Origin of the sequence: Lentibacillus sp. Marseille-P4043 (assembly GCF_900258515.1) — a bacterium.
Taxonomy (GTDB): domain Bacteria; phylum Bacillota; class Bacilli; order Bacillales; family Amphibacillaceae; genus Lentibacillus_C.
Map to the genome: position 1 here is coordinate 3063105 of NZ_LT984884.1, position 18543 is coordinate 3081647.

Consider the following 18543-nt stretch of genomic DNA (forward strand, 5'->3'; position numbering starts at 1 on the left):
ACCTCCTTATGATTTCACCAATTCTTTTGTATCTTCTAAACGAACAGAAACGAGCCGTGATACACCAGATTCTTGCATTGTTACACCGTACAAAACATCTGCTTCTTCCATTGTACCTTTACGGTGTGTAATCACAATAAATTGCGTCTGTTCACTATACATTTTTATATATTTGGCAAACCGTGCAACATTTGCTTCATCAAGTGCAGCCTCTACTTCATCTAACACACAGAACGGAACAGGCCGAACCCGTAATATCGCAAACAACAACGCAATTGCCGTCAGTGCTCGTTCCCCGCCTGATAACAAACCTAAGTGCTGCAATTTTTTTCCTGGCGGCTCAGCGACAATATCAATGCCGGTTTCAAGGAGGTTTTTCGGATCAGTTAATTTTAATTCTGCACGTCCACCGCCAAACAACTCCTTAAACACGACAGTAAATTCTGCTTTAATTTGTGAAAAAGTTGTTTCAAAACGATTTTCCATTTCTTCATCCATTTCAGCAATAGCAGTGTATAACGTTTGTTTTGCCTCCACTAAATCATTTTGCTGATCGGACAAGAAAGTATATCGCTCAGAAATGCGTTCATATTCATCGATTGCGCCAAGATTTACGCTCCCCAATCGCTCAATTGCCTGTTTTATCTGCTCTACATTTCGTTTTGCCATTTCTGTATCTTCTGTTTTTGCATAAGTCTGTTTCGCACGTTCAAATGTTAGTGTGTACTCTTCTTGTAGACGCGACAAGCGATTTTCTAAGTCGACATCAAGCCGATTAGCTTTTACTTCCTTCGTTTGAATTACTTCTACCAATGCCTGATGCTGCTTATTTTCTTCTTTTATTTCCCGTTCTTGATCTTGATTAAGCTGTGTCCGTTCGGAACGATCTGCACGCTTTTGTTGGATTTCACCCGTAACTTCATCTTTTTTCTTTTGTTTCATCTGAATATGTTCTGTAAGTTCTTCTTCAGTAACCTCATTTTGTTCAAGATCGTTTATTTCTTCCAGTTTTTTCATATATGAGCTGTTTTGTTCGCTTAAATCATTCAACTGAGACGTGAGCGTGTTCGTCTTTTCACGTTGACTTTTTAAACGTTCTTCTTGTTCAGCAAGCATCACTTGATATCGATGAAAATCATCTTGCATTTGCTCTTGGTTTTCCTTGTAACGCAAATCTTGCACCGTTAATTCATCTATTTGTTTCTGTATCGTTGTCAGTTGCTGTCCAATCTCGTTTAAGTCTTTAGACAACTGCGTATCTCTCGTTTGCAGTTCCTTTGTATCGACATCAAATTGTTGTTTATCTCGGTCATACAACGTTAAATTTTCATTTAATGTAGCTTGTTTTAATTCAATTTCTTTTAGGTCAGCTTGTATCTCTTGTAATGCTTGTTGTTCAGAAATGGACGTATTTTGCTGTCGTTCAAGCTCTTGTTCCTGCTGTTCAATGGTCCGTTTTTGTTCTTTTACACCTTGTTCAAAGGTGGTTGCTTTCGCTTGAAATTCGTTCAGCTTTTTCGTAATCTCTTGTAAATCTTTATCTCTCGTAAACAATGATTGATTCGTTTTCTTTTTCGCCCCACCTGACATCGAACCACCAGGGTTGACGACATCACCATCCAACGTAACAACCCTAAACCTGCGCAGCGCAACTTTCGCAATCTCATTGGCATCTTTTAATGTTTTAGCCACAATTACATGTCCCATTAAATGATCGATTGCCTTCTTATACTTTGCCTGGCAGGAAACTAAATTCGCAGCAATACCTACAAAGCCCTGATGATCTTCTACTTTTGTCAAAATATCTTTTGTGATATACCGTGCCTGAATGGACCCTAATGGTAGAAACGTTGCTCGTCCTTGATTTGTTTGCTTTAGCCATGTAATCGCCTTTCTTGCGGCTGCATCATCTTGTACGACAATATGCTGTGCTTGACCACCAAGGACTGTTTCAATCGCTGTTATGTAGTTTTTTGGTACATCAACCAATTCAATGACTGCACCATGGATAGCTTCAAGCTTTTGCTCTTTCCTAGCTTTCAAGACAGCCTTTACACCATTAAAAAATCCTTGAAAGTCTTCTTTCATTTCCTCAAGCATTTCTTTTTTTGATTTCAGTTTTTCTAAATAGTTGTAACCTTGATAAAGCTTTGTTTGTGATTCCTGAAACTGATTTCTATTTTGATCTAATTCATCCTTTAATTGTTTAATGGATGATTCTTTCTCTTGAAAACGTTGCTGCTGGTGTAAGAGATTTTCATTTGTTTGTATTTGTTTCTCGTCCAATTCTTCTCTGGCTGATAATAGATCACCGAACTTCGCTACCTGCCTATCTTTTTTTGCTGTAATTTGTTGCAACTGCTGTTGAATGGATTGCTTTTCGTTTCGCTTGGCTGCTTGATTGTTCAGATACTCAATGTATTCTGTTTTTAAGTCCTCAATCCGATCAGTAATATTTTCTTTTTCAGCAGTTAGCCTTCCTTCAAGCTGCTCTACCTTTTGTTTCGTTTCATTTCTAGTTTTGGTGATTTCCGCAAGTTTGTTCTTCTCTTCAGCTAATTCTTGCTGTAACTTTTCGATCCGGTCAGCTGCTTCTTGTTGCTGTAACTCTAATTCGGCTTTGTTTTCGGTAAAATGTTTCGTTCGTTCATTTAAAACTTGCTTTTTCCCTTCATATTGTTCTAATTCTTGTGTGATTGTTAGTAATGTTGTTTGCAGTTGATCGATCTGATCATCTAATGTCTGTATATGCTGCCGTTCATTTTCCAGTTTTGCTTCCTTTTGCTGAATCGTTGTTTTTAACTCGATTTCTGTCAGTTTTTCTTTTTCTATTTCGTTTAACAATGTTTGCCATTCTTCATGAAGCTGTTCAATTTCCGTAATTAATAACGAAATTTCCTGTTCTTTTAATTGATCCTTTTGCTTAAGGTATGTTTGTGCCGTTTCCGCTTGCTGCTTCAGCGGATCGATTTGGGTTTCAATTTCATAAATAATATCCTCCACACGATTTAAATTTTCCTGTGTTTCAGCAAGCTTATATTCTGCTTTCTTTTTTCGATGTTTATATTTTAAAACTCCTGCTGCCTCTTCAAAAATAGTCCGACGCTCTTCTGCTTTTGAGCTTAATATTTCCTCTACTTTCCCTTGACTGATGATAGAAAAAGCTTCTCGTCCAAGCCCTGAGTCCATAAATAAATCGACTATATCTTTTAAACGGCATGATTGTTTATTAATATAAAATTCACTATCCCCTGAACGATAAACACGTCTCATCACACTAACTTCTTCATAATCAAGTGGCAGTGTATGATCTGTATTATCTAAAACAAGTGTTACTTCGGCGACATTTAACGGTTTTCTCGTGTCACTTCCCTGAAATATAATGTCCTCCATTTTGGAGCCTCGTAACGATTTAGCCGATTGCTCTCCAAGAACCCAACGCAGTGCATCGGTTATATTACTTTTTCCGCTTCCATTTGGGCCGACTACTGCCGTAACACCAGGAACAAAGTCAACATTGATTCGTTCCGCAAATGACTTAAATCCAACACTTTCCAACCGTTTTAAATACATATTCATTCTCCTATCACGTACATCGCCAACCAATTTTGATTTGGCTTTTTACCGCATTTATTTTATCATAAAGAGAGAAACAAAAGAAGAGGAAGACTGATTTCATACATAGTAGCTGATCTTTTTTTGACGATACTTTACGAAATTGGGGTGTTCATATGGGGTTAGAAAATCCTTCTACAGAAAATTTAAAAGTAATCCTCGAGGAATTTGCCGACATACTTGGTGTCGTAAATCGATCGATCATGGATCCCGAAGATTACGATTTGAATAAATACGAGGATTTGAAATTTATGTACGATATGGTTAAACAAAAAGGACAATTAAGCGCATCAGAGACACAAGCCTTTATTGATGAATTGCGATCGGTGAGAAAAAAATAATGATATAGAGCTCTTTTTCCATATTTTCTAAAAAGGCAGTAGCAAACACTATGCGCTACTGCCTTTTAACCTATTTATTAAACGAATCCAACGCATGTTTTGCAGCTCGTTGTTCCGCTTCTTTTTTAGTACGACCGATTCCGCGGCCTGAAACCTTACCTTTTATCACAACTTCTGAAACAAATTCTTTATCATGTGATGGTCCCTTTTCTTCAACAATGTTATATTCTACTGTAGAATTTCGATATTGCTGAACTAATTCTTGAAGCTGACTTTTATAATCCATCGCATGCGAAAAAGCACCGGTATCTATTTTCGGAAAGACAAATTTATCCATGAATTTTAAAATAATATCAAAGCCGCGATCCAGATACAATGCACCAAGAAATGCTTCGAATGCATCTGCAAGTATTGCTGGTCGCTCGCGTCCGCCTGTTTGTTCTTCGCCTTTCCCTAACAATAAATGCTCACCAAATTCTAAATCTCGAGCAAAATTATTTAATGAAGGTTCACAAACAATTGCCGCTCGTAATTTGGTCATTTCACCCTCAGGCATGTTTGCGTTATTGCGATATAAATATTGAGAAACGGCTAATTCTAATACCGCGTCACCCAAATATTCCAATCGTTCATTATCCGAAAATACTTCATTTCGATGCTCATTCACATAGGATGAATGTGTAAACGCCAGCCTAACTAAAGCATGATCGTTAAATGTGATATTAAGTTGTTTTTCCAGTTTTGCAACATCCATATTTATGTCACCTGCTTCGACCTTATTAAAATATATGGAAAGCCCCGCACATTGCGAGACTTCCTACTAAAATAAAATGTAATAATTAAGATTGTGTACTGTTTATGTAATTAACAGCATCACCCACTGTATTAATTTTCTCGGCTTCTTCATCAGCAATTTCCATGTCAAATTCATCTTCCAATTCCATTACTAATTCAACTACGTCCAATGAATCTGCATCAAGGTCATCTTTAAAAGAAGCTTCCATTGTTACTTTTGATTCTTCCACATCAAGTTTATCAACAATAATATCTTTTACACGATCGAATACATCTGCCACTATCTTTCACCTCCTTTCAAATGAATATGTAAATTATGCCTACATCACCATTCCTCCATCTACATGAATGGTTTGTCCAGTGATATAATTTGCATCATCTGAGGCCAGAAAGCGGACAACTCTAGCTACATCTTCCGGTTCGCCTAATTTTGCCAATGGAATCATGTCAAGCATCCCTTTACGTTGCTCTTCTGTTAACGCATCGGTCATGTCTGTTGAAATAAATCCAGGTGCAACGGCATTGACAAAAATATTCCTTGTTGCCAATTCTTTTGCGGTTGATTTTGTTAGTCCGATTACGCCTGCTTTTGCAGCAACATAATTAGCTTGTCCTGGATTCCCACTAACACCGACAATTGATGCTACATTAACAATCTTTCCGCTGCGTTGTTTCATCATTTGTCTTGTTACAGCTTTTGTACAAACAAATACACCTTTTAAATTCGTGTTAATAACTTGATCAAACTCTTCCTCTTTCATACGCATTAGCAGGTTATCTCGTGTAATCCCAGCATTATTTACTAAAATATCCAGACTGCCAAATTCACCGATGACCTGTTTGACCATATCTTTTACATCCGCTTCATTGGCGACATCGGCTTGAACTTTAAATGACTTCACACCTGTTTTTTCAATTTCTTCGACAACAGCTTGAGCCTTTGCTTCACTGCCCGCGTAATTTATTACTACATTAGCACCCTGTTTTGCCAACTCTAACGCTATTGCTCTACCGATACCACGTGATGCTCCAGTAACCAAAGCATTTTTCTCTTGTAACATCTAGGATTCCTCCCTGTACCACGAAATAAACGCATCCATTGATTCCTGATCCTGAATAGCAAACGTTGGTGTTCTGCGACTAATTTTTTTCACCAATCCACTTAATACTTTCCCATTACCAACTTCTACAAAAGCGTCAACGCCTTCTTCGATCATATTGCGAATTGATTCTTCAAAACGCACTGGCGAATAGAGTTGTTTTAATAATAATTCCTTAATTTCACTATCATCTGTTACAGGTGCTGCTGTTACGTTGGCATATACAGGTATACTTGCTTCTGTTATCGCCACTTCATCCAGCTTTTTAGCAAACGCCTCATTTGCTGGTTTCATTAAACGAGAATGGAATGGACCACTTACATTTAATGGAAGTACACGTTTAGCTCCCTTTTCTTTTAACACCGTTGATGCTTGTTCGATTCCCGCTTTTGTACCAGAGATTACAATTTGTCCCGGACAATTTAGGTTAGCAATGTCAACAATTTCATCTGAATCCATTCCTTCGATTGCAGCTTCAATTTCCTCCTGCTTCATTCCTAACACAGCTGCCATCGCTCCCTTACCAGCAGGATAAGCCTCTTCCATTAACCTACCTCGTGCAGCAACCAATGGTAACGCATCTTCTAATGATAATGCACCCGCAGCAACTAGGGCACTGTATTCACCTAGACTGTGCCCTACTGCCATGACAGGTTGAATCTCCTCTTTAATTAGTAATGTATGTACGGCAATACTGGAAAGCAATAATGCCGGCTGGGCGTTTTCGGTTAATGTTAATGTTTCATTTGGGCCTTCAAACATTAGAGTAGATAGTGAAAAATCAAGTGTTCGATCAGCTTCTTGAAATAACTCCTTTATTTCTGGGTAGTTTTCGTAAAACACTTTCCCCATACCAATTGCTTGTGATCCTTGTCCTGGAAACATTAATGCTACGCGTTTCATTCGGTTTCCCCCTTCTCCGTTTCTGCCTGAATGATCGTTGACTGAATCGTATCTGTTACATTGTGTTCAATCATATGACAAGCTTGTTTGATTGCATTAAAAATTGCTCGACGGTTTGATGAACCATGTGCTTTAATAACTGGCGCTGCTAACCCAAATAGACCTGCACCACCATACTCAGAATAATCGAGTTTGTCCTGCAATCCTTTCAGGTCATTTTTTACTAATCCTGCGGCGATTTTTGTTTTCATCGATGACATAAATGTTTGCTTTAGCATCGAAAACATCGTTAATGCCGTACCTTCAATCGTTTTTAATGCAATATTTCCACTAAAACCATCTGTGACAACAACATCCGCAGCCCCATCCAATAAATCTCTCGCTTCCACATTACCAACAAAATGAACAGGGGCATCTTTTAATAGTGTGAAAGCCTTTTTCGTAAGATCGTTCCCTTTCCCATCTTCCGTACCAACATTTAATAGCCCGACTGTAGGGTTTTTAATCGATCGGACTTTTTCTGTGTAAATGGCTCCCATTATTGCATATTGTACAAGATGATGTGCTTTTGCATCAACATTTGCTCCAACATCCAATAATAAAAATCCTTTTCCATCAATTGTTGGTAGTGTCGGACTTAATGCCGGACGATCAATTCCAGGTATTCTTCCAACAACAAACAAACCTGCACTCATCAATGCACCAGTGTTTCCTGCTGAAATACATGCATCTGCATGATTTTCTTTAACTTCCTTAGCCATCAACACGAGTGATGCATTTTTCTTGCGACGTACTGCTCGAACAGGTTCATCATCTCCTGTAATAACTTCATCTGTGTGAATCACGTTAATGTTCGTATCATCCGTTAAAATTGGTTTGATTTTTTTTTCATCACCAATTAGCGTGATGTGTAAATTATTAATTTGAGCTACGGCATCCATCGCACCGAGAACAATCTCTTTTGGTGCATTGTCGCCTCCCATGGCATCAATTACTATTCTCATTTTGAACTATCTCCTCTGTTGCTCATTTGATCGATACATATGAAACAACCCGGTAAACACAACTTCATTATCGACAAAACTATTCACTAAAACGGTCGTTAAACCATTGTCGTTTACTTCTTTAACGGATGCTTTGGCTACGACACGTTCTCCCTCTGTAACCTGTCTGGTGAATTTTAGTTCTGATTTTGCTGTTAGAGCTAATTCATCATTAATTACGGCCACAGCAAGTGAGTTTGCTTGGGCAAATAAATGGTGCCCACGGGCTATTTTATTACGTGAAAAAACATGCTCATGTTTAATATTTAAAATAGAAATGGCTCGACTATCTAATTCTAAATCAATAATTTCACCAATCACTTCATCTAAAGGTAGTGCCTTTACTGTTTCATTCCATTGGTTTGTCGCAACTGTTTTAATTCGTTCACGTAATTCCGGTATAGCAAGCTCCATACGATCTAATCGGATTGTCTGAATACTAACTGAAAATATTTTTGACAGTTCATCATCTGTTATAAACGGTGTATGTTCGATCGTCTCTTTTAATAACCGTTGTCGTTCCACTTTGCTACGTTTCATTTTTGGCACCATCCGCTATTATTGGAAAATCTTTATTCATTAAATTTAAGACTAGGTCCTAATAGTAATATATAATACACCTATTAATTATGCAACAATCTTTTAATCAAGTTTACTGTTTAAAACAGCATCATTCTCAAGTATTGTTCGCAACTTGGAAAACTCTTCGTTATTATCTAACAAATTTGCATCGATGATTTCTTGGGCATCGTTCCGGGCTGTCTCCAATGCACGATAATCATGAATCATGTCGGCAACTTTAAACTCAGGAACACCACTTTGTTTTTTTCCAAAAAAGTCACCAGGTCCACGAAGTTTTAAATCCTGTTCCGATAATTCAAAGCCATTATTTGTTTCGGTCATGATCCGCATCCGTTCTTTACCAACTTCTCCTTTGGGTTCAGCTATCAAGATACAATAACTTTGCTTGTCCCCACGACCAACCCTACCTCTTAGCTGGTGTAATTGGGATAATCCAAACCGTTCTGCATCATAAATCACCATAATCGTAGCATTTGGGACATTGACTCCAACTTCTACAACGGTTGTCGAAACAAGAACCTGGATTTCGTTCGCGGCAAATTGCTTCATGACCTCATCTTTTTCATCGGTTTGCAATCTACCATGCATTAACCCAACATTTATCGTAGCTGGGTAAAACGCCTGTAATTGATTGTAGAGATCTACTGCATTTTGAATATCCAGCTTATCCGATTCTTCGATTAGCGGACAAATAACATAGGCTTGTTCCCCTTCGGCAATCCGTTTTTCAATAAACTGCAACACCCGTTCAAGTGTATTTTCTTTTGTCCAATACGTCTCGATTTCTTTTCTCCCGGAAGGCATCTCATCGATAACAGAAACATCCATATCACCAAAAGCAGTAATCGCTAATGTTCTAGGAATCGGTGTTGCAGTCATGAATAGCACATCTGGATCAAGTCCTTTATCACGCAATACACGCCGTTGTTCTACACCAAACCGGTGCTGTTCATCGACAATAGCAAAACCTAAATCAGCAAAAAACACATCTTCCTGAATTAACGCATGTGTACCAACAACAATATCTACTTCAGATGACTCTACCGCCGCTAAGAGTTCCTTACGTTTTTTCCCTTTTACCGAACCAGTCAGCAACGCGATATTCGCTCTTTCCCCGAATAGTTCAGTTAACGATTGATAATGCTGTTCTGCTAATATTTCAGTCGGCACCATTAACGCGCCTTGCTTACCGGCTGTTATAGATGCGTAAAGAGCAATTGCTGCAACTGCCGTTTTTCCCGACCCGACATCTCCTTGGAGCAATCGATTCATCCGATGCGGTGATTTCATATCAGACAAAATTTGGTTAAGCGAGCGTTTCTGTGCTTTCGTTAAAGAAAACGGAAAATGATCAACAAATTCCTGCAGTTTCGCAGAATTATAAAATTGTGCATTTCCTTGTGTTGCCTCCCGCTTTATTTTACGTAACAATTGCATTTTCAATTGAAACAATAAAAATTCTTCATATGTAAATCTTCTTCGTGCATGTTTTAGCAATAATCTATCTTTTGGGAAGTGCATCGCCGTTAATGCATCACGCCGTCTAGGTAGTTTGTATGCTTGTAGATAACTAGACGGCAATATTTCTTCCATTTGATTTCCATAGTCAGTTATGGCGGTTTGGATTGCCTTTTTTTATTTTATATTCGTAATATTCCCTTTTAATGAGTACATTGGCTGGATGGCCGCATGATTTTCTGCAGGACCTTTTTTATAATTACTGACCGTAATTTGCAGACGGTGGGCATCCCACTTTCCAGTTAATGTCACCGTATCATTTGGCTTGATTTGTTTTTTTGCAAAAGCTCGGTTGAACATAACTGCCTTAATCGCAACATTTTCAACCTCCACTGTAAACGAGAGTCGCGATTTTTTCTTCCCATAAAAAGTGAGAGAAGGTTCATGAATAACCCTTCCCTCAATCGTCACTTTATCATCATGAATTAACTCACGGAGTGGCTTTATTTCAAAAACATCATAACGGTAAGGAAAATAAAACAGTAAATCTTTAACCGTATATATATGAATAGTTGCTAAATCCTCGGCAAACTTCTCTCCTATTCCTTTGACTGTTTGTACGGGTTCCTGTAACAAAATAATCACTCTTTCGTAACTGACATGCCAAATATTTTTTCTTTTATTGCTTGGCCTGTTGGCGTTGCAGCTAGGCCACCCTCACCAGTCTCCCTTAAGGTTGATGGCATTGTTTTTCCAATTCTGTACATGGCACCAATTACTTCATCACAAGGGATTCGGCTTGTTACACCAGCCAGAGCCATATCTGCTGACACGATAGCAAGTGATGATCCTGCAGCATTACGCTTCACACAAGGTACCTCAACTAATCCTGCAACAGGGTCACACACAAGCCCAAGCATGTTTTTTAATGTCATGGCAAATGCCTCAGAAGATTGCTGGGCAGTTCCGCCGGCCATCTCGACAATTGCTGCTGATGCCATTGCCCCTGCTGATCCAACTTCTGCCTGACAACCACCTGCTGCACCAGAGATGAAAGCATTATTAGCAACAACAAAACCAAATGCACCTGCTGTAAATAAATAACGTATCATCTGTTCACGAGTTGGGTTTAATTGATTTTTAACCGCAAACAATGTTCCGGGCACACATCCGGCACTTCCTGCAGTTGGTGTTGCACAGATCGTGCCCATCGCTGCGTTCACTTCATTGGTTCCCATCGCTTTACTAACAGCATCAAGCAACAAATTACCTGAAAGCGGTGTCTTTTCCTTCATGTAGTTTTGGATTAACACTGCATCTCCACCGGTTAAACCGGTAACCGACTGCACACCTTCAAGCGCATCCTCAACCGCCTTCTCCATGACATTCAAATTCTTTTCCATGTTCGCGAAAACTTCCTCGCGTGATAGATTCTTCACATCCATTTCCTGACGAATCATAACCTCTGATATAAGTATATTTTCTTTTTCTGCAATCTCTACTAATTCCGCAACAGTACGAAACATAAGCTGACTCCTCTCCTTGATCATTATTCATGTTTGCTTATGAGACCGTTCCCCAATTACTAACTAACGATTTTCGCTATTTGAATAATATGATCAGCATTCTCTAATTCTTTTAAAATACGATCCTCGACATTTTGGTCCACTTCAATCACCATTAAGGCTTCTTTGCCAACATCTTTTCGATTTACTTCCATATGACCGATATTGATTTCATATTTTGCCAGAATTTTCGTTACAGAGGCAATTGCACCAAACCGATCATTATGCATAATTAATATTGCCGGATGATTCCCAGACAAACGTAGTTCAAACCCGTTTAACTCGGTAATTTCTACTTTACCACCGCCGATAGAGATACCGACTAATTCCATTTCCTCCGTATCATTGCCGATGATAAGACGCGCCGTATTTGGATGATCTGCCTTGGCATCATCCTCAATAAATTCTACTTTTATATTCTTCTCTTTAGCAATCTCTAAAGCTTTGCTCATCCGTGGATCATCAGTTTCAAATCCTAACAGCCCACCAACTAGAGCAAAATCAGTCCCATGCCCCTTATACGTCTTGGCAAAAGATTCATATAAATGGATTTTTGCCCATTTCGGTTCTTCCCCAAATAAATTACGTGCAGCTTTTCCAATTCTAGCTGCACCTGCTGTATGTGAACTAGATGGTCCAATCATCACTGGACCAATGATATCAAATACTGAATTGAACTTCACTTCGACACCCTCTTTTCCCACGTATTCTATAGTCTCTATTGTCAATTATAACAAAAACATCTATAATAATCATTTGTGGATTATATTTCTTTATAATCGGGCGGGAGAGGGATAGAAAGAATTATGAGGAGATTACATGCCTTATAACGGTAATCATGCCAATTTAGAAACAGCAAGTGGAAAATGGCATACCGAATTACTCGCCGGGTTAATCGGCTACCTGACAACCGTATATATTGTGGTTGTAAATGGATCGATTCTTAGTGAAGCGGGTATATCGCTGGAAAGTGGAATGACAGCAACGATTTTGGCCAGTTTTGTTGGAACGCTCTTAATGGGATTTTTTACAAAACTTCCGCTAATTATCATTCCGGGTATGGGAATCAATGCACTGTTTGCTTACTCTATTATTGAAAGTACTGGACTTGCTTTTCAAGAGGGGTTAGCAGTTGTCTTGATCGCTTCCATTATTTTCTTAATTACAGCATTTAGTAGATTGGGACTGTTATTAAAAGAAGCGATCCCCGAATCTTTGAAACATGCTATTACAGTTGGATTGGGATTCTTCTTAATCTTAATTGGTCTAGAAAAAAGCGGACTTGTTGTCAGTGGTGAGCATACCATTATTGCACTCGGTGACTTCACCTCACCAACAGTCATCGTTAGTTTGTTAACATTATTTTTAGCGATATTTTTATTTATTAAAGATATCCCAGCAAACTTCCTGTTTACGATGGTTGGTGGAACAATACTCGCTTACTTCTTTGGCATTCTTGACACTGCAACGAATACGGCAACAATTAATGTTGATGAAATAATTTTCATCCCCGCTTTCTCGGCAGTAGGTGATTTTTCGTTTTGGTTGGCAGTCTTCCCATTGGCAATGATCCTTATTTTTGAAAATATGGGGTTATTGAATGGACAACTGCAAATGCTGAAGCGAGATAACAGCTACAAAAAAGCATACCAGGTCACAGCTTTTTCGGCATTGGCTTCTGGTTTTTTGGGTACTTCACCAACTGTTTCAGCGGCGGAAAATGCGGCAGTTATTGCATCCAATGGAAAGACCGGTAAAGCGGCAATTACAGCCAGTGTACTGTTCTTGGCAACCATTTTTATCATTCCATGGATTTCAATGATTCCAAATACAGCTATTAGCCCAATTCTTATCATTGTTGGCGTGTTAATGGCCCAAAATATCCGGCATATTTCGCTTGATGATTTATCAGAAGCACTTCCTGCATTTTTGATTACAGTCATGATTCCATTCACGTATAGTATCGCCGATGGAATGGCATTCGGTTTTATTGCATATCCAATTGTAAAAGTGGCCTTGGGTAAACAAAGAGAACTGTCAACAGCATTAGTTATCATTTCATCCCTGTTTTTATTTGATTTTGTGATGAAAATTATCGGTTTATAATTGAAATATAAAAGTCGTGAATGTAGTTTAGTAAGTGGAGAAAATCGTATATAATCATGCAAATAGAGTGCTAAATCAAGTGATCTTAGCACTCTATTTTTAGTTATATAAAGAATTTTATTGTTTTCTTAGACTGTTTTCTAAATGATTGGTGTATTTTACACAATAGATATAAACTGTGCACTAATTACCGCTACGGAAATACACTTCGCTTTCCGGGGGCGGCTGTTGAGCCTCCTCGCGCTAACGCACTGCGGGGTCTCACCGATGCCTTTCCTCCCCCAGGAGTCTCAGCGTATTTCCTCCGCTAAGTATAGTGCGTTGCAATTTCCAATAACTATTGCTGGATTAATAACAATAATTATCATCTATTTTTAATATAGTTGATTGGAGTGAAGGGCAGTCGACTCCTGCGGGAACAATGGTTTTCGGTGGGGCGAGTTAGCGCAGCCCCAGCACGTGTCTGAAGACCCCGCAGGACAAGGAAAGCTTCGGCAGCATTACATCGCACGCAGAAAAAGTGGTTTCCTTTTTCAAGGAAGTGGTTTTCTTCCGAGGAGGCTGAAGCCGTGCCCGCGGAAAGCGACTGCCCGGAACGGAAATCAACGGCGCACTTACTTCGCATTCGATTTCCGGAGCGAGAAATGAAGCACCAATCATTAAAACACTACGTCACAGTCTCTATCAACCACGAGATTAAAAAGCAACAAACATTATGAAAAGAGGCCTTACTAAAACAACAAAATAGCATATAAAATCGCAATCTTTTTAGCATAGGTGACATTTTTTCAAAGCTTCGGAGCTGCTCCAACAAAAACAAAGAAGCCACACTACGAAAAGGTAGTATGACCTAAGGAAAAAATAGTTACTTATTCCACTGATAAAATGTACGAATAAATTGGCTGGTTTCCTTTGTGGACTTCGACTTCGATATCTTCATATGTTTCTTCTATATATTCCACTAATGATTCTACTTCGGCATCACTCGCATCTTCACCTTGAAGAATTGTAAGGATTTCATCATCTTCAGTGATCATTTCGTTTAACAACAATTTAACTGTTTGTGCTTTATCTGGATCTGTTGCATTTATTTTCCCATCCGCAATTCCCATGAAATGACCATTTTCAATCGTGATTCCATCAATTTGTGTATCCCGAACAGCATATGTAACCTGCCCCGTTTTTACTTGCCTGCTCGCCTGTTCCATCAACTTTTTATTCTCAATTATGTCAGCCTCAGGGTGAAATGCTAAGATAGCGCTAATCCCCTGTGGTATTGTCTTTGTTGGAACGACTTGAACATTATCATCCGCTAATTCTGCAGCTTGTTCTGCTGCCATCACGATATTTTTATTGTTCGGTAAGATTAAAATATTTTTTGCATTTGCTTGTTCAATCGCATCGGTAATATCTTGTGTGCTTGGATTCATAGTTTGTCCACCTTCAATAACTACTGTAGCACCAAGACTTTCCAAAAGCGTTTTTAAACCTTTCCCCATGGCAACTGTTACAATCGCATAATCCGCTTTTTCTTTTGTTGTGGATTCTTTGTCTTTTTCACCAACGATTGCCGTATGCTGTTCACGCATGTTTTCAATTTTCATATTAATCAGGCTGCCATATCGTTGACCAATCGTTAGCACGTGACCAGGGTATTCTGCATGGACATGTACTTTTACAATCTCATCGTCCGCTACAACTAGCAAAGAATCGCCATGTTCACTTAATTCATTACGAAATGATTCTTCACTAAATGGACTTTTAGCTGTTTTCTCTTCTTCAAATTTGACCATAAACTCAGTACAATAGCCAAACTCGATTTCAGATGTGTCCATAAAATCCTGAGCGAGCTTATGATGTTCAGCGTTCACCATTTCATCCATTTCTACGTCGTCTACATCTTCTTCGGGTAGCTCTTCTCCTTTTAACAAAGCAAGGAATCCCTCATAAATCGTTACAAGACCTTGTCCGCCAGAATCAACTACACCTACTTCTTTTAATACCGGTAATAAATCCGGTGTCCGCTTTAAGGATGCCTTTGCTTCTGTCAGCACTTTTTCCATAATAACGACAACATCGGTTTCTTTTTCTGCTTCTTGAACAGCTACATCAGCAGCATCTTTGGCTACGGTTAAAATTGTTCCTTCCACAGGCTTCATCACGGCTTTATAAGCAGTTGCTACCCCATTTTCAAATGCATTTGCGAGATCCTCTGATGATAGTGTCTGCTGCTTTTCAACACCTTTAGCAAATCCGCGGAATAATTGCGATAGAATGACACCAGAATTACCTCTGGCTCCCATTAATAAACCTTTAGCGAAAGCATTAGCAACTTCCGATATATTGTCCGACTTCACTTTTTTAACTTCGCTTGCGCCTGAAGTCATGGATAAATTCATATTTGTTCCAGTATCCCCGTCTGGAACCGGGAATACATTTAATGCATCAATTTTTTTGGCGTTATTCGTTAAATGGTGTGCTCCAGAGAGTACCATTTGTGCAAAAGTCTTGCCATCTAACGCTCGTACCATACCTGTACTTCCTCCTTATTGACCACGCTAATCTTTTGCTACACGAACTCCTTGAATATAAATATTAACGGAGTCAATCGCTAATCCTAATGATTGATTTAGTGTATATTTTACTTGGGATTGAACATTATGGGCTATTTCTGATATTTTCGTACCATAGCTAACAATAATATACATATCAATATGAAGACGTTCACCATCTTGTCTGACTATGATACCTTTTGAGAAATTTTCTTTACGAAGAATTTCAGCAATACCATCTTTTATTTGGTTCTTCGAGGCCATTCCTACAATACCATAACATTCGATTGCAGCGCCTCCAGCAATGGTTGCAATCACATCGTTTGTAATTGTTACGTGACCATCATTCGTATTCAATTCAATGGACATTATTATCCTCCTTTAAAACCCGCTTCTCTTAAGGATATTTTACTACAATAAATCCACTTTTAAAAGCAAACATATTATCCCATCTAACCCCTTCTAACAATGGACGAAATCTTATAATCTGTCAAGTGTTTTCGCTTTATACAAAAAATAAATTGCATTCAGGCTGTACTTGTGATAAATTGTATAAGTAATAAATGACACATGTGATGAGTAAGGAGGGATTTACATGGCTAGAAAATGTGTTGTAACTGGACGTCAAACTCGCAGTGGAAACCAACGTTCTCACGCTATGAATTCCAACAAGCGTAAATGGAAAGCTAATGTACAAAAAGTTCGTATTATGGTAGACGGCAAACCTAAACGTGTTTATGTTTCTGCACGTGCCCTTAAGTCAGGTAAAGTAGAGCGCGTATAATATAGCTTAACATTAGTTCAAAATGAAAAAGGCAGCCTATAACAGGCTGCCTTTTTCGTTTTGGCTGTTTTATAAAGGCCTGTATTCGCATTGTTCGCTGCTTTATGCCCTGCATCTCCACACAGCCCCGATTAGCGACAGTCATATTTTCAAACGGCACAAAAAGTGAACAATCCTCATCCAAACGTAACGTTGCGCTTTTACAACAAAAAATAAGCTTCTGCCAACCAAATGACAAAAGCCAATTTTTCTTATTTTTCCTTTTTGAAAACACCAATACAGACTCTAACTAATCCGCCAATAAATCTTGGGAGTTTAATCGTATAAAATTTCAATGAGTCCCCTCCTCTAATTACAGACAAAACTTACTTTGGAATCGTTTTATTCATGGCGTCACGACTCTTTATTAGTAATAGTATGCCTTCATTAAAAGAAAAAGTACCATTTTTTAAAAGAAGCTTGTTAGAGATACACAATGTTGACCCCCATGTGATCGTCTGATTAACTAACGGATAATAAAAGCCTTCCAGGGTTAATCCCTTTACACGCTTTGTAAACGGGATGAATGATATGGCAGGATATTTTTCGTCCATTGTCACAGTATGGGTACCTGGTTTCATCATTTCAACTTGATTATTTTTATCCACAATAATTCCCTGACTATCATTCTGCGAAATCCGAAAAAGCGTTTGTATGTTTATGAGCTCATGATCCAATCTGCCACCTGTTACACCAAATAGGAATAACTTCGCTGGTTTCAAGTCATATGCTTTGGAAATCGCAATCTCTAAATCTGTTTGATCCTTTTCAATCGGATATTCCTTATACCATTTCGCTTTTCTCTTAATATATGCTTTTTCTTCCGGATTTATCGAATCAAAATCCCCAACAGCATAATCTGGCATGATATGATGTTTGATCAATGTTAGTGCACCACGATCTGCCCCAATCCATACGTCCACATCGCGTTCAAAAGAAATAAGATCGGGAATTAATTCAAGCGGTCCATTCCCTACTATCGCAATATTCATGGCAGTTATTCCGATTTTCTTGTTGCTTGGAGAATAGCTTGGATTGCTTGTTGGCGATCATCTTTGTTAAATACTGCACTGCCTGCCACTAAGACATCTGCACCCGCATCTGTACATCGTTTTGCAGTATCAACATTAACACCACCATCAATTTCAATTTCAAATGATAGACCTAATTCGTCTCTCCAGTCCGCAATTTGCTTAATTTTTGGCACTACATGACTAATAAAAGATTGACCACCAAATCCTGGATTGACTGTCATAAGTAAAACGAGGTCAACGTCTGGAAGAACTTGTTTTATCATTTCAGCAGGAGTTGCAGGGTTGATCACCACACCAGCTTTCACTCCTTGACTTTTTATCAATTGAATCGTACGGTGCAAATGTGGACACGCTTCTTGATGTACTGTAATAATTGAGGCACCAGTACTGGCAAACATCGGAATGAATGCATCCGGATTTTCAATCATTAAATGCACATCTAAAGGAAGGGTTGTTTTCGGTTTGATCGATTCAACAATCAGCGGTCCAATCGTTATGTTCGGAACAAAGTGACCATCCATGACATCGACATGAATATAGTCTGCTCCACCCTTTTCAACATCAGTTATTTCTTCACCAAGTCTTGCAAAATCAGCTGATAATATGGAAGGTGCTATTTTTGTCAT

At 38.7% G+C, this 18543-nt stretch carries 17 protein-coding genes and 1 pseudogene; 3 read left to right on the forward strand and 15 right to left on the reverse strand.

Annotated elements, in window-relative coordinates; genetic code table 11:
- Positions 1–6: 6 nt before the first annotated feature.
- On the reverse strand, positions 7–3573 hold the full coding sequence (gene smc / locus C8270_RS15225) for a chromosome segregation protein SMC (RefSeq protein ID WP_106497652.1): 3567 nt from the start codon (positions 3571–3573) through the stop codon (positions 7–9).
- 158 nt (positions 3574–3731) lie between these two features.
- On the opposite strand from smc, the gene C8270_RS15230 reads away from it, so the two are divergent.
- Complete coding sequence (locus C8270_RS15230) at positions 3732–3956, forward strand: DUF1128 domain-containing protein (RefSeq protein WP_106497653.1); 225 nt, start codon at positions 3732–3734, stop codon at positions 3954–3956.
- A gap of 70 nt (positions 3957–4026) precedes the next feature.
- On the opposite strand, the gene rnc is transcribed toward C8270_RS15230, so the two are convergent.
- The 9 genes and pseudogenes from rnc to sdaAB all read right to left on the reverse strand — a co-directional run bounded on the left by rnc (position 4027) and on the right by sdaAB (position 12085).
- Positions 4027–4710 (reverse strand): ribonuclease III, encoded by a 684-nt coding sequence (gene rnc / locus C8270_RS15235; protein ID WP_106497654.1) that lies wholly within the window; start codon positions 4708–4710, stop codon positions 4027–4029.
- A gap of 85 nt (positions 4711–4795) precedes the next feature.
- Positions 4796–5032, reverse strand: a complete 237-nt coding sequence (locus C8270_RS15240; RefSeq protein WP_106497655.1) for an acyl carrier protein — start codon at positions 5030–5032, stop codon at positions 4796–4798.
- A gap of 39 nt (positions 5033–5071) precedes the next feature.
- Complete coding sequence (gene fabG, locus C8270_RS15245; RefSeq protein WP_106497656.1) at positions 5072–5812, reverse strand: 3-oxoacyl-[acyl-carrier-protein] reductase; 741 nt, start codon at positions 5810–5812, stop codon at positions 5072–5074.
- A complete protein-coding gene (fabD, locus tag C8270_RS15250; RefSeq protein WP_106497657.1) occupies positions 5813–6754 on the reverse strand; it encodes an ACP S-malonyltransferase in 942 nt (313 codons plus the stop codon).
- Complete coding sequence (gene plsX, locus C8270_RS15255; protein WP_106497658.1) at positions 6751–7758, reverse strand: phosphate acyltransferase PlsX; 1008 nt, start codon at positions 7756–7758, stop codon at positions 6751–6753. Before plsX ends, fabD begins: the two co-directional genes overlap by 4 nt.
- A 6-nt stretch (positions 7759–7764) precedes the next feature.
- A complete protein-coding gene (fapR, locus tag C8270_RS15260; RefSeq protein WP_106497659.1) occupies positions 7765–8337 on the reverse strand; it encodes a transcription factor FapR in 573 nt (190 codons plus the stop codon).
- Positions 8338–8439: 102 nt separating this feature from the next.
- Positions 8440–10473, reverse strand: a pseudogene (gene recG / locus C8270_RS15265) (ATP-dependent DNA helicase RecG).
- Positions 10474–10478: 5 nt separating this feature from the next.
- Positions 10479–11363, reverse strand: coding sequence for an L-serine ammonia-lyase, iron-sulfur-dependent, subunit alpha (gene sdaAA, locus C8270_RS15270; RefSeq protein ID WP_106497660.1), 885 nt, complete (start codon positions 11361–11363; stop codon positions 10479–10481).
- A 59-nt stretch (positions 11364–11422) separates the two neighbouring features.
- Complete coding sequence (gene sdaAB, locus C8270_RS15275; protein WP_106497661.1) at positions 11423–12085, reverse strand: L-serine ammonia-lyase, iron-sulfur-dependent subunit beta; 663 nt, start codon at positions 12083–12085, stop codon at positions 11423–11425.
- A 136-nt stretch (positions 12086–12221) separates the two neighbouring features.
- Between sdaAB and C8270_RS15280 the strand changes: the two genes are divergently transcribed.
- The gene (locus C8270_RS15280) at positions 12222–13508 is read left to right on the forward strand and encodes an NCS2 family permease (protein WP_106497662.1); all 1287 of its coding nucleotides are present in this window, start codon (positions 12222–12224) and stop codon (positions 13506–13508) included.
- Positions 13509–14377: 869 nt separating this feature from the next.
- Here the strand turns inward: C8270_RS15280 and C8270_RS15285 are convergent.
- Both C8270_RS15285 and C8270_RS15290 read right to left on the reverse strand, forming a co-directional pair.
- Positions 14378–16039 (reverse strand): DAK2 domain-containing protein, encoded by a 1662-nt coding sequence (locus C8270_RS15285; protein ID WP_106497663.1) that lies wholly within the window; start codon positions 16037–16039, stop codon positions 14378–14380.
- A gap of 27 nt (positions 16040–16066) precedes the next feature.
- A complete protein-coding gene (locus C8270_RS15290; RefSeq protein WP_106497664.1) occupies positions 16067–16429 on the reverse strand; it encodes an Asp23/Gls24 family envelope stress response protein in 363 nt (120 codons plus the stop codon).
- A gap of 226 nt (positions 16430–16655) precedes the next feature.
- On the opposite strand from C8270_RS15290, the gene rpmB reads away from it, so the two are divergent.
- Positions 16656–16844, forward strand: a complete 189-nt coding sequence (rpmB, locus tag C8270_RS15295) for a 50S ribosomal protein L28 (RefSeq protein WP_106497665.1) — start codon at positions 16656–16658, stop codon at positions 16842–16844.
- 251 nt (positions 16845–17095) lie between these two features.
- Here rpmB and spoVM read toward each other — a convergent pair whose 3' ends face one another.
- From spoVM to rpe, 3 genes are read right to left on the reverse strand one after another with little or no spacing between them, the layout of a single operon-like run.
- Positions 17096–17206, reverse strand: coding sequence for a stage V sporulation protein SpoVM (gene spoVM / locus C8270_RS15300; protein ID WP_325034786.1), 111 nt, complete (start codon positions 17204–17206; stop codon positions 17096–17098).
- 3 nt (positions 17207–17209) lie between these two features.
- Positions 17210–17875: a thiamine diphosphokinase gene (locus C8270_RS15305; protein WP_106497667.1), complete on the reverse strand. Its 666-nt coding sequence runs from the start codon at positions 17873–17875 to the stop codon at positions 17210–17212.
- 5 nt (positions 17876–17880) lie between these two features.
- The gene (rpe, locus tag C8270_RS15310; RefSeq protein WP_106498561.1) at positions 17881–18543 is read right to left on the reverse strand and encodes a ribulose-phosphate 3-epimerase; all 663 of its coding nucleotides are present in this window, start codon (positions 18541–18543) and stop codon (positions 17881–17883) included.